This window comes from Lysinibacillus sp. FSL H8-0500 (assembly GCF_038051955.1).
GTDB lineage: Bacteria > Bacillota > Bacilli > Bacillales_A > Planococcaceae > Lysinibacillus > Lysinibacillus macroides.
This window is the reverse complement of the sequence record NZ_CP150292.1, coordinates 1,552,612-1,565,168: the sequence shown is the minus strand read 5'-3', so window position 1 is coordinate 1,565,168 and position 12,557 is coordinate 1,552,612. Positions and strand designations below refer to the sequence as shown.

Sequence of the window (12,557 nt, the reverse complement as noted above, 5' to 3'; positions counted from 1 at the left end):
GTGATTTTTATGGAGGTATTTATTAAGAATTGTGCAGGCTTAGATGTGCATTCTGAGACAATTGTTGCTTGCGTTTTAAAAGGGAGACACGAAAACGAAGTATATCAAGAAACAGAAACTTTCCCTACGCTCACGAAAGATTTGTTTCGTCTATTGAAATGGTTAGAAAGCCATGAAGTTACACATATTGCGATGGAGAGTACGGGTGTGTATTGGAAACCTGTATTTAATATTTTGGAGGACTTTTTTGATATTACACTTGCGAATGCCCAACGAATCAAAAACGTTCCTGGCAGAAAAACAGACGTTTCAGATGCAGAATGGATTGCGAAGTTATTACGTCATGGCTTGATTGAAAAGAGTTTTGTTCCACCCGTGGAGATTCGAGAACTCAGAGATTTAACAAGACTTCGGAAAAAGTGGATTGGTCATTTAACTTCTGAAAAGAATCGCATTCAAAAAGTATTAGAAAGTTCAAATGTCAAACTAAGTACTGTGATTTCAGATGTATTTGGCGTATCCGGGCGTAAATTACTAAATCGATTAATTGAACAAGGTTATGTAGATAAAGCCGATGTCGAAAAGAATATTCATGGAAGGTTAGCCCCTAAAAAACAATTGATTACCGATTCTTTATTTGGAACACTCAATGAACATCAACTATTTCTTATTCGCCAATCTTGGCGACACATTGAATATTTGGAGTCATTGGTTTTAGAAATTGAAGAACGGATTAATCAACTATTACAAAATTATCATGAAGAACTTCAATTATTAATGACAATTCCAGGTATAAAAAAAGATACTGCCGCAGTTATCATTGCAGAAATCGGTGTAAACATGAATCAGTTTCCCACATCACAACACCTTGCTTCATGGGCAGGCGTATCTCCTGGTAATCATGAGAGTGCAGGAAAAAGAAAAAGTACGCGTTCTATTAAGGGAAATCCACACATTAAATCGGCCATGTGTGAGGCAGCTTGGGCAGTTTCAAGAAGTCGAAATCGTTGGTTAGCGAACAAATATTGGTCACTCGCAGCACGAAGAGGCAAGAAAAAAGCACTCGTTGCGATTTCGCATCGAATGCTTCGAATTATTTACTCCATGCTACTGAACAAGGAGCCATATAAAGAACCACAATTGGTTTCGTTTAACCAAAAACCAAAAGTTATAAACCCAGATACCTTCCGACAGGTACCTTTGCTTTCTCATTGGCTTTTTTCGTTATTTATAGAATGACCTAGTCCACTTAATAATATTCAAAAAACAAAGGCATTATTTATTTTCACAGAAAAAAGCATTTTCGATTGAATTCGGGTTTAGAAACCTAAACTTCAATTAGGAGGTGCTTTTTCTATGAGTACAAGAATGAGTTATTCATATGAAATAAAAATGAAAGCTATTGAGATGCGACTAGCAGGTATACCAATGAAACAGATTTTAAATGAATGAAATATACGGCATCGAACACGGGTGGAAACATGGATGCGTTGGTATAAAAATGGAGAAACCCATCGATTTGAACAACCTGTCGGTAAACAATATACGTTTCATAAAGGGCCAGAGTATGCGAGTGAACAAGCAAAATTAGAAGCTGAAAACCGTTATTTAAAGCAACAGATTGAGGTCTTAAAAAAGTACGTGGAGTTGGAGAGGAAGCGGTTGGAGAAGTAGCTGTACAGTTGAAGGGATGTGCGTAAAGGATATATGTACACACTTAGGGATTGCACGATCTACCTACTATCGTTGGAAACAGGCATCTACTGATGGCGGGTATCATCAGGCCATAGAGCGATGGATTGGTCATCTCTGCCGTGCACATAAATTTCGATATGGTTATCGAAAAATTACGGCACTCTTACGCCAAGAAATAGGCGTGAATCATAAGAATGTACAACGTATCATGCAAAAATATGGTTGGCCATGTCGCGTGAAAGTGAAAAAACGTAAACAAACTGGACAACCTTGCTATATCGCCCCTAATGTATTCAATCGCGATTTTATGGCAACCGCACCTTTACAAAAGCTCGTTACCGACATTACTTACTTGCCTTTTGGTCAGAAACAGTTGTATCTTTCAAGTATTCAAGATTTATATAATGGCGAAATTATCGCTTATTCAATTAGTGAGCGTCAAGATACGGATTTTGTGTTGCATATATTAGCCCAACTAAACCATGTGCCTGAAGGTTCTACGTTGCATAGTGACCAAGGCTCGGTATACACATCTTATCGTTATCAACAAGCTGTAAAAGGAAAAGGCGTTACCATGAGCATGTCCCGTAAAGATACACCCGCTGATAATGCTCCTATTGAATCGTTTCATTCTGCATTAAAGTCTGAAACGTTCTACTTAGACAATTTAAAGCGTACTACAACGACCATCGTAGAGCAAACTGTCAAAGACTATATAAATTATTATAACTATATCCGAATACAAACGAAACTAAACAACCAGTCGCCAGTTCAGTACCGCCAACTGGTTGGATAATGCTTTTTTGATCCCTATCTTATATATAGGGGTCAGTCCCAGATACCCTTCCTTTTTTACTTTTTATAATGGTTGACAGCATCCATAAGCAACTTTTCTTCCATCAATAAACACTTTATATTGATTCAAACAGTCTGCGTTTGTATAACAACAATTACGGTTTTTATTTTCACAAGTTATATAATATGGACCTTCATTAATTGCTTTTGGTTCTAGGTTATTTGAATTATTTTCCATTATTTCACACTCCCTTTTTTATTTTATTAGCAATTACAGATAGTTTTTTTCACAATATTGTGAGTATAAGAGATATCTTGTTTCCGAATGAAACATTACCTCATATAGACAACAAGACTCATCAGCCTTTTTTACCGCCATCAATTTCGTATTTTAGCCAAACCTTAATCACCACCTGTCATAATAGATTAAGTGAATTTAGTGATTAAAATCTAAAATACTTAATGAGAAAACTATTATCTTATTATTATTTTCCCAAAAACATGTTTGTAACCTACGGAGTATTTTTCATACATTATTTGGATTAACCGGTAATATACAGGATTTATGTTCTTTAGTTAGAGTACCGTCAAGAAAGTAGGCTTAGCATTGTAAATCTGCATTCTCACTACGGTATCCCATAATTAATAAGACAATAATTCACGTCTGTTGATTAACTAATTTCTACCAATAAAATAGAACAAAAAAGAGAGATTCCGTGTAAAATGTAAGTTACCACACCAACTTTTACGAGGAGGAATCTCTCATGGCTAAGAATACCACGATTTTCACGTACCCTCAAAACTTTATTTCACAGGACGAAATCGCAGGGATTCTTGCTGAATTTGGCTTTGAAGATACGGCTCGTAAATGTGATGTACCAACACTTTTAAGCTATTTAGTTGGTGCTGCGGCGTTTGAATGGAAAAGCTTGCGTCACGCAGCGGATGTCGCTTCTGCACAGGGCTTGAAATCAGTGGATCATTCCACGCTTTCGAAACGTTTGGACGAACTCAATTATCAGATGGTCAAACGTATTTTTAATATCATTGTGGGCCGTTTGAACCGTGCCGCACGACGCAAATTAAAGCTAAAAAAAGACTTACTGGCAATCGATTCAACAACGATGACAGTTGGGAAAAACCGCTTACCATGGGCGTTATATCACGGTGAACGTTCAGGCATTAAACTGCATGTTAGCTTCACGAATGCGACTGAGATGCCGCTCAAAGTCGTGGAAACAACGGGCTTGAAACACGATGGTCCAATCGGCGAAAAGCTGGCGGACAAGCGCTTCATTCTCGTGGCAGACCGTGCTTATTTTTCGATAGATAAAGCCGATTGTTACGCACAAACAGGGCAAGATTTCGTCATTCGTTTAAAGGAAAACATTCATTTAAGCCGTAAAAAATCATTGAAACGAAAAGCGAAAAAAGGCTCAAATGTCTGCGCTGATTTCACATGTATTCTGGGCACACCCCAAAAACAAACGATCAAACGTCATCGTATCGTAGAATTTACCGATGATGAAGGTAACCTCGTTCGTGTGGTCACCAACATGCGTAACGTAACCGCTGAAGAAATCGCCGGCATGTACAAAGAACGCTGGGCCATCGAATCGTTCTTTCGTTGGATCAAGCAGAATTTGAACATCCCAGTGTTATTTGGCACGACTGAAAATGCGGTGTATAGTCAGCTATTCGCAGCATTAATTGCCTACGTGTTACTGAAGTTTTTACAAACAGAATGCCATAAGAAAAAGAACTGCAAACGCCTGTCTTTCGCTGGTTTCACACGCCAGTTTCTTTGGGATACCCTGCCGCTTGAATGGCGCATTGAGTTGAAAGAAATAATTGAATTTCAGAGAGCGCTTTATCAGATAGATATTGGATGATTTTGGTTAATCAACACATGTGACAATAATTCATTTACAAATAAAGAGCAGCTCAAAGTTTCTTAATCACTTTTCTTATTAAATTCTTTCTTTGTATAAAGTGAACTAGAATTTTAATCAAACCAATGAGTACGATAATCATTAAGGTTACGTGAGGATCCATTTAACTTTTTCACAAATTCCGAATGTAGTCCAGTTTTTTCAATGCCTTCAGCCATTTTCGGCGTGTTATATGAACTATGCCAATAAGCATTGGCATGGGGGTATTCATATTCCGTTAATTGGGTATCATTTTTAAACCCGACTAGCCCATTAAAAGGTTCCTTTGATAGAAGTAAATACCATCAAAAAAATCTTTTCAAACTATTCTGCTATAGTTTAAGTTCAATTTATCAATAAGTCAGTCTAAACTCATTAAAACCTTTCTACTATCAAATCCATATTGATGCTTACGGCAGCCTTAAACCCTTCAGCAGCAGCAATCATTAACGAAGACGGAGCTACCTTTTTAGTTTCACCTGCAATATATACGCCGCTCACTGTCGTTTGTCCAGCGCCATCTGCCATAATACACTGGTTTTCATCAAGTTGACAGTGCAATTGTTCTGCAAATTTATTTGGACGCGTAAAGCTTGGCACGACAAAGCCACCACTTCTTGCAATATTTTCACCTGTTGTTAATTCAATGCTCTGCAAGTTACCATGCTCGCCATGTAATTTTTTAATAGGAGCTGTATAAATTTTAATCTTCCTCCGTTCAAATTCATGGTGAATTTCATTGGATAATGGATTGCCATTTGTAAACACCATTAAATCCTGTGACCAATTATAAACCAATTTAGTCATATGCTGAATATGTTCTTCATTCTCTGCTAGTATAGCCAACGGTTTTTCCTTCAGCTCCCAGCCATCACAATAAGGGCAACTAAATAAGCTTTTACCATAATATTGTCGAATCTGTGCTAGAAAGAACTCCTCCTGTATACCACTAGCTAATAGTATTTTTTCGGATAAATAAGACTCATTATTGGCAGTTTGCACTAAAAATAAATTAGTTTCTTCTTTCTTGATAGCAATAACTGTCTGATGCAAAACTGAAATAGTAGGATAAGCCTCCAATTCCTTCATCGCAATGCTTTTAAATTTTAACGGTGTAATACCATCTCTCGTTAAAAAGCCATGTGATGCTTGTGTCACACGATTGCGATTTGTTTCATTATCAAATAGAGCAACCTTTCTACGCGCTCTTCCTAAAGTTAAGGCTGCACTTAATCCAGCAGGTCCGCCACCAATCACAATACAATCATATTTATTCATCACTGTGTTCCTCCATTTTCAAAATATATATTACAGACCTTTATTATCTATAATTCAAGTAAAAAAATATTACTACAAATAAGAATACGTCTAAATATAAATTTTTATACAACGTTATTTCTACGTTGCTCTGTTATTATGTAGCCATTTAGCATAATCTTTAGCGGAATATGTGATGATGGGCATCAGCTCCTGCTCTAAACATACTTAGAAAGGTTTCTTCTACTACTTGCTGTTCATCTATCCAGCCATTGATAGCGGCTGCTTTAAGCATGGAATATTCTCCGCTAACCTGATAAGCAATAATAGGTAAACTACTATTATTTCTAATATCTCTAATAATATCTAAATATGCTAATGCTGGTTTAATAATAATAAAGTCTGCTCCTTCCTTTATATCAGACGCTAGTTCTCTTATTGCTTCCAATCTATTGGCAGGATTCATTTGGTATGTATCTCTATTGTCTCCACCAGACGGTGCATTTTCAGCAGCATCTCTAAATGGTCCATAAAAAGCAGAACTATATTTTATCCCATAAGACATAATTGGCGTATGTTCAAAACCATTATTGTCCAATGTAGCTCTAATCGAGGCTACAAATCCATCCATCATACTTGATGGTGCTACTATATCAACTCCAGCAATAGCCTGTGATAAAGCCACTTGATTATGAATTTCTAAGCTTTCATCGTTTACAATGACACCATCTTGCAATAAACCACAATGACCATCCGTTGTATATTGACAAATACATGTATCAGCAATCACTAAAAAATTAGGATAATTTTCTTTAATGAATCGCGTAGCACGCTGGATAATGCCATCTTTCTGAAATGCCCCACTGCCTAATGCATCTTTAACCTCTGGAATGCCAAATAATATTATTTTATTTAATCCTAAAAAACGAAGCTCCTGTAATTCAAGTAATAATTGATCTAATGATAAATGATATACACCAGGCATACTTGGAATTTCTTCTTTTATATTCTCCCCTTCTACAACAAACAAAGGATAGATTAATTTATTTATATCAATCGTCGTTTCTTGTACAAGCGCACGTATTTCCTTTGAGGCTCTTAAACGACGATGTCTTTTAAATTGATTCATAAAAATAACTCCTTTTTTCAAATAGTAATGATTACGTTTTTCAAAAATGTTACTATCATAGAGTAGCAATATTATTTTATATTTGCAAGAAATTTAATTTAAAGGGCTACAGCTAATCATTATTTCATTAGGAGGAAATTCTATTATGAATTTAGACCAAATATATAAAGCAGAAATTATCTCATTGGCTCAAAATTACAAATACCGCTATAAGCCTCAGGTGTATACACACCAGATAAACTTTAAAAATCCCACTTGTGGGGACATTATGTCATTATACTTACATGTTCTTGATGACAAAATTATTCATCTTTCATTTGTAGGAGAAGGGTGTTCTCTTAGTATGGCATCGACAAATTTATTTATTGAATATGCTACGGGTAAAACTTTTGAGGAGGTAAAGTGCGCCTCGGTGCTATTCTATCGCTTAATTATCAGCAATGAGATAATAGACGAAAAAGCTATGGATGAATTAAATATTTTTGCCAACTTAAATCAATTGCCTGCTAGACATAATTGTGTGCTCTTTCCTTGGCAAGCATTCAATAAATTAGTCGCTTCTCTTTCATCATCATAAAAATGATGTTAATAGCAAAGGGGTGATTTCCATTACGACAATCACCCCTTCTATACTTTTATGAACAACTTTATTTTTCAACATGATGAAAAGGGCTCTGCTAATGCAAAGCCCATTCCCTCAATTGCTGACAATAAATTTAGGTAATGGATCACTAAATTGTTGCCAATCCTCCATCATTTCAGCATCTGTTAATAAACATTTATCAAGTTCACTTTCAATTTCTTCACGATCAAGCTCTATGCCTATAAAAACCAATTCCGTTTGCTTATCACCGTATGTTTCATCCCAACGCGCTCTTAATGCTGGGTCCTCCTTCAATTCAGCCTCCTGAAGCTCTTGAGGTAAATCGGCAATCCATTCACCAGCTCCTTGGAATTGAATAGAAGCTCCTGCTTGCGATAATATGCCAGGTATATCCCTTGTAGCTAGCCAAAAGAAACCTTTTGCTCTAACAATTTCAACTGGTAACTGATCTAGCCACTCATACCAGCGCTGTGGATGAAATGGTCGTCTTCTTCGGTACACAAATGAAGAGATGCCGTATTCTTCAGTTTCAGGAACATGCTCTTCATTCAGTTCTTTAATCCAACCAGCACCTTGGCTTGCTTTATCAAAATCAAATAAGTGACGATCTAATAATAATTCAGGTTTAATAGTGCCATTTTTCACGATATGTTGTTCAGCATCTGGGTTTAGCTTTAACAAAAATGCTTGCAGAACCTCAAGATATTCAGGCGTCACTAAATCTGCTTTTGTCACACAAATAATATCCGCAAATTCAATTTGATCAATTAATAAATCGGATACATCACGTTGATCGTAAATATCATCTGTTTGCTTTCGCTCTAGTAACGTTTCGCCACTCTCATAGTCATGCCAAAAACGATTAGCATCTACTACAGTAATCATAGCATCTAATCGACAATGGGGTGTTAAATCAATGCCTGTTTCCTCATCAATATAGGAAAATGTTTGAGCGACAGGTATTGGCTCACTAATCCCTGTTGATTCAATAACAATTGAATCAATGTCGCCTGCTGCCACTAGCTTCTCCACTTCAATCATTAAATCCTCACGTAATGTACAGCAAATGCAGCCATTCGATAACTCCACTAGCTTCTCTGTTGTCCTAGAAAAGCCTTGCTCCTTAATTAACTGTGAATCAATATTAATTTCACTCATATCATTGACGATAACGGCTATTTTTCTACCATCTCTATTTGCTAATAATTGATTGAGTATCGTCGTTTTTCCTGCACCTAAGTAGCCACTTAGCACAGTAACAGGTATTTTAGTCATACTGTACGATTACTTCCCTTCAAATGTTAATATTGCTCTAACTGATTTAATTGTTCCTTTAGTAAATCCTTAGCTAAATTTTCACCAATAATGACAAGGTTTAATGGTAAATTCATTTCTTCTCTGTAGAAAAAAGGTACACCAAATGCATATTGAAATAAGGCGATACTATTTACATCATCTAAAAACTTTAGAAAACCTTTTATTCGATAAACACTTACAGGCAATTGTTCTAACCATTTTATAAAGAGGTCCCGATTAATCGGTTTGTCAAATGTATAAGTGAGGCTTGAAACATGTAAATGCTCTGTTACATGTAGCTTTTCATGGCTCAACAGGCTCTTTTGATCCCTATTAATGATGTCCACTACATTTAATCTTGAAAATGTTGTCATATGTTGCATAGCATGTGGATTTAATTGCTTCGTATCTTCTACAATTTGGTTGTACTGCCCACTTGTTAATAAATCTACTTTATTAATAACAATTTGATCAGCATATCGAATTTGCTCTTCCAGCAATTTTTGGATACGCAAGCTTAATGTATGTTTTCCAGACCATATATTTCCGTCTACTACAGTGATGATGCTTTTAACTATAATATTTTGAGCAATTACTGGTGATAGACATGCATCATAAATTTCCATTGGATGTGCTATGCCAGAGCCCTCAATATAGATTACGTCTGGTTTTTCTTGCACATAAAGGGTTAATAAAGCATTTTCAAGCTGTGTTTTGCTTGTACAGCAAATACAGCCATTGATAATTTCTTCAAGAGGTGTATGGTCATTTAATAAGTTACGATCAATGGATACCTGCCCTATTTCATTCATCAGGACAGCAACTTTACGATTCCTTTGCTGCTCTTGCGCTAATAAATTTTGTAGTAATGTCGTTTTACCGCTGCCCAAAAAACCACTTAAGATCACAATTTCTATCTTATCAAGCATACTATCTACCACTAATCTTCCAGCCAAATGGGTCTGCAAGCTTGTCCCATGCCCCCATCATTTCATCCGTTGTTAATAAGCACTTATCTAAGCTGCTGACAATAGCATCCTTCGGTAAATCCATTCCAATAATAACGATTTTCGTCATACGATCTCCGTACTCCATATCCCAATCCTCTTGAATGGCGGGATTTTGCTGTAGTATTTGCTCTTTCTGATGCTTTGGTAAAGCAGCTACCCAATAGGATACTGGGTTAATATTGACAGAAGGGCCTGCCTGCGATAAAAGAATAGCGATATCATTATGCGCTGCACTCCAAACAATCCCCTTTGCTCTCACGATTGATTTTGGCATATGCTCTGCCCATTCTTTAAAGCGCTCTGGATGAAATGGTAGTCTTCTTGTATATGTGAACGAGCTAATACCATATTCCTCTGTTTCAGGTGTATGATTTTCATGTCCTAGCTGCAATTCCTTTAACCAGCCTGCGGAATTTGATACCTTTTCAAAATCAAAGCGTTTGGTATTCAATATTTCTGAAGGGTCAATTTCGCCGTTAATCGTGCGAATAATTTTAGCTTCAGGCTGCAATGTTCGAATGACATTCTCAAGCTTCTCTAATTCTTCCTCATCTACTAAATCACATTTATTTAGGAGTAGAATATCGCAAAACTCTATTTGATCAATTAATAAATCGGCAACATCTCGCTCATCTAACTCTCCAACAGCTTCCTTTCTATCCAATAGACTTTCGCCAGATTGGAAATCATGCCAAAAACGATTAGCATCTACAACTGTCACCATCGTATCTAGCTTGCATGTAGCTGTTAAATCAATGCCTAATTCTTCATCAATATACGAGAATGTTTGTGCCACTGGAATTGGCTCACTAATCCCTGTTGATTCAATAACGATATAATCGATATTGCCTCTTTCCGCTAATTTCTGTACTTCAATTAATAAATCCTCACGCAATGTACAGCAAATACAGCCATTTGACAGCTCCACAAACTTCTCCTCTGTACGAGAGATGCCGCTGCCCATTTCCACTAGCTCTGCATCAATATTAATTTCACTCATATCATTGACAATGACAGCCACTCGAAGATTTTTTTCATTTTGTAAAATATGATTGAGAATAGTTGTTTTTCCCGCACCTAAATAGCCGCTAAGCACTGTTACTGGTATTTTTTTCATAAGGAATCTCCTTAAATAGTAATTATTACGATTTAACACTTACAAAGTAAATCATAAAACAAATCATATTGCAAGTTTTTATTCTCTATCTTGATCTAAATAAATTTTGCTGCCTACTGCATTCTTTTGATATTTGTATTTTCCATTGTATGCATTTGCAACAGGTAGATCTGTTTTAACAAAGACGAGCTGGCAAATTCGAATCCCTTCTTCTATAACGACTGCTGTATCATTGGCATTAAATAATTCCAGCGTGATTTGCCCCGCAAAGCCAGGATCAACCCAGCCAGCATTTTGAATAAATAAGCCCATTCTTCCTATAGAACTCCTTCCCTCCACAAAGGCTGTTAAAAAATTCGGCAACTCTATATATTCTTTCGTTGTCGCTAACAGGAAGGATTTTGGAGGGATAGTCATCCTCTCTGCTATTATTTCTTCATACGCCATTGCTTGAGCAATATTAAAGCAATTATCTTCATTAGGCATAGCCTTTAAAAAATGATTACCCAATCTTAAATCGACAGAAGCAGGTTGTATTTGCTTTGTTCCTAATGGTTGAATTTTCATAGATGCATTATTAAGTAAGCTTTGTATTGTTTGATCTGAAAGTACCATCTATCCCCCACCTTACGTTATTTATTGCTTTCAATGACAGCAATTGCATTGTGTAAATGAATGGATTCTTCATTTTCACAAGTCACTTTATAATGTTTAATCCAGTGTACTTCTTCCAAATCCGCTGCCACCAATCGCGCTAAATCTTCAACAAACCTTGGATTTTGATAGGCTTCCTCCGTCACAAATTTCTCATCCTCACGTTTTAAGACATTATAAATAGGGGCGCTGGCATTCGATAAAGCAATGTTTTTTAAGTCATGTTTCCAGTTGTCACTAATTGCTGTTTCATCTACCTTCGCTTGCATTGTAATAAAGCCACGCTGATTATGTGCACCGTAGATGCTTATTTCTTTAGAGCATGGACATAGCGTTGTAACCCCTATTTTCATCGCAACCCATAGCTCCATTGTCTGGTGACTATCATAGCGAATGTTTAGCTGTAGATTAGCATGCTGCATGCTTGTTAATTGTGTAACGGGACTAGTTGTTTCAAAAACCCATGGAAAATCAATTGCTAAATCAACACGCTCTTGCTTTAACGAATAGGCTATTTGTTGGACTAATTCTTTTAATAATGGCAATGTCAATGGCTTTGCTAAATACAGTTCAAGATTTTGAATAAGCCGACTCATATGTGTACCCCGCTCATTGCTTTTTAAAGATGTTGTGAGTTTGATTGTTGCTAAAGGAGTCTGTAATCTCTCTTGTTCCTTTAAAATAATCGGTAATTTGACATTCGATATCCCTACTTCTTGAATGTCAAACTCAAAATTCTCCTTTTGCTGCTGCACATCCTTTAAGCCTTCTTGCTGATTTAGAAAAGCTTCATCACTATGAAATAGAGTTTTCAGCTTGTGATTAATCGTATCTACTTTCAACATTTACGAACTCCTTTTCAACACTTATCAAATTTAAGTTAATTTTTAATACTTTTATATGGTAACATAAAAGAAAATAGTAATCATTACTATTTTCATAAATAGTGTTATTCTCTCTTAAATGCTTCCTTCCCTATGTCGATTTTATACATCCGTCAACTCCTTGATTATTTTAATAAAAACATAGATGAAAATAGTAAAAAGGATTGCTTGAACATTAATTTCAA

Annotated in this window: 9 protein-coding genes and 3 pseudogenes; 4 read left to right on the top strand and 8 right to left on the bottom strand. The window is 36.2% G+C overall.

The window, feature by feature from the left end:
- Window positions 1-9 precede the first annotated feature (9 nt).
- Both MHB44_RS07310 and MHB44_RS07305 read left to right on the top strand, forming a co-directional pair.
- Window positions 10-1,146: pseudogene (locus MHB44_RS07310) on the top strand (IS110 family transposase); the annotation flags it as partial.
- Window positions 1,147-1,356: 210 nt separating this feature from the next.
- Window positions 1,357-2,491: pseudogene (locus tag MHB44_RS07305) on the top strand (IS3 family transposase).
- Window positions 2,492-2,554: 63 nt separating this feature from the next.
- On the opposite strand, the gene MHB44_RS07300 reads toward MHB44_RS07305, so the two are convergent.
- The gene (locus MHB44_RS07300; RefSeq protein WP_161804055.1) at window positions 2,555-2,728 is read right to left on the bottom strand and encodes a hypothetical protein; all 174 of its coding nucleotides are present in this window, start codon (window positions 2,726-2,728) and stop codon (window positions 2,555-2,557) included.
- Window positions 2,729-3,254: 526 nt separating this feature from the next.
- On the opposite strand from MHB44_RS07300, the gene MHB44_RS07295 reads away from it, so the two are divergent.
- Entirely contained in the window at window positions 3,255-4,382 is a 1,128-nt protein-coding gene (locus MHB44_RS07295) for an IS4 family transposase (protein WP_341302179.1), read from the top strand.
- 414 nt (window positions 4,383-4,796) lie between these two features.
- On the opposite strand, the gene MHB44_RS07290 is transcribed toward MHB44_RS07295, so the two are convergent.
- Both MHB44_RS07290 and hemB read right to left on the bottom strand, forming a co-directional pair.
- Entirely contained in the window at window positions 4,797-5,699 is a 903-nt protein-coding gene (locus MHB44_RS07290) for an NAD(P)/FAD-dependent oxidoreductase (protein WP_341302178.1), read from the bottom strand.
- Between the two features lie 120 nt (window positions 5,700-5,819).
- A pseudogene (gene hemB / locus MHB44_RS07285) lies at window positions 5,820-6,807 on the bottom strand (porphobilinogen synthase).
- 145 nt (window positions 6,808-6,952) lie between these two features.
- On the opposite strand from hemB, the gene sufU reads away from it, so the two are divergent.
- Entirely contained in the window at window positions 6,953-7,384 is a 432-nt protein-coding gene (sufU, locus tag MHB44_RS07280) for a Fe-S cluster assembly sulfur transfer protein SufU (protein WP_341302177.1), read from the top strand.
- Window positions 7,385-7,504: 120 nt separating this feature from the next.
- On the opposite strand, the gene MHB44_RS07275 is transcribed toward sufU, so the two are convergent.
- The 5 genes from MHB44_RS07275 to folE2 all read right to left on the bottom strand — a co-directional run bounded on the left by MHB44_RS07275 (window position 7,505) and on the right by folE2 (window position 12,333).
- Complete coding sequence (locus MHB44_RS07275; RefSeq protein ID WP_341302176.1) at window positions 7,505-8,686, bottom strand: GTP-binding protein; 1,182 nt, start codon at window positions 8,684-8,686, stop codon at window positions 7,505-7,507.
- 26 nt (window positions 8,687-8,712) lie between these two features.
- Complete coding sequence (locus tag MHB44_RS07270) at window positions 8,713-9,636, bottom strand: GTP-binding protein (RefSeq protein WP_341302175.1); 924 nt, start codon at window positions 9,634-9,636, stop codon at window positions 8,713-8,715.
- A 1-nt stretch (window position 9,637) separates the two neighbouring features.
- Window positions 9,638-10,834: a GTP-binding protein gene (locus tag MHB44_RS07265; RefSeq protein WP_341302174.1), complete on the bottom strand. Its 1,197-nt coding sequence runs from the start codon at window positions 10,832-10,834 to the stop codon at window positions 9,638-9,640.
- Window positions 10,835-10,912: 78 nt separating this feature from the next.
- Window positions 10,913-11,449, bottom strand: a complete 537-nt coding sequence (gene dcd, locus MHB44_RS07260; protein ID WP_053994214.1) for a dCTP deaminase — start codon at window positions 11,447-11,449, stop codon at window positions 10,913-10,915.
- Window positions 11,450-11,466: 17 nt separating this feature from the next.
- Entirely contained in the window at window positions 11,467-12,333 is an 867-nt protein-coding gene (folE2, locus tag MHB44_RS07255; protein WP_341302173.1) for a GTP cyclohydrolase FolE2, read from the bottom strand.
- Window positions 12,334-12,557 lie beyond the last annotated feature (224 nt).